At 42.6% G+C, this 265-nt stretch carries 1 protein-coding gene; it reads right to left on the bottom strand.

The annotated features are described in order from the left end of the window. Nucleotides 1-55: 55 nt before the first annotated feature. Nucleotides 56-265 (bottom strand): hypothetical protein (locus GOU96_RS18525; protein WP_235186167.1); only part of this gene is annotated, 210 nt, incomplete at its 5' end.

Here is a 265-nt window from a genome sequence, read left to right as displayed (position 1 = left end):
CTGGCCAGCGCTTATGATTTTCACTGCACTTTTAACCAACAAAAAGAAGATTACTCTACTCTTCGTTTGGTGTTTTCACATCTCGGGCTGGTTTTCTGAGCATAAAAAATCCGCAAGCTTCACGCGTTGCAGTCGTAGGTTGTTCCCAAGCACCACAAAGATCCTTGAGATTATTTTTAGCTCTTTCGAAATGACGGCATTGCCCACAACGAAACATTTGCAAACTCCTTTTGCTCAGATGCTTTTGGCATTTCCATTTTGCCAG

The sequence above is a fragment of the Vibrio sp. R-1 genome, assembly GCF_035615595.1.
Taxonomy (GTDB): Bacteria; Pseudomonadota; Gammaproteobacteria; order Enterobacterales; family Vibrionaceae; genus Vibrio; species Vibrio cholerae.
Note: the sequence above shows the minus strand (reverse complement) of the source record. Positions and strands in the feature narration are given on the sequence as shown.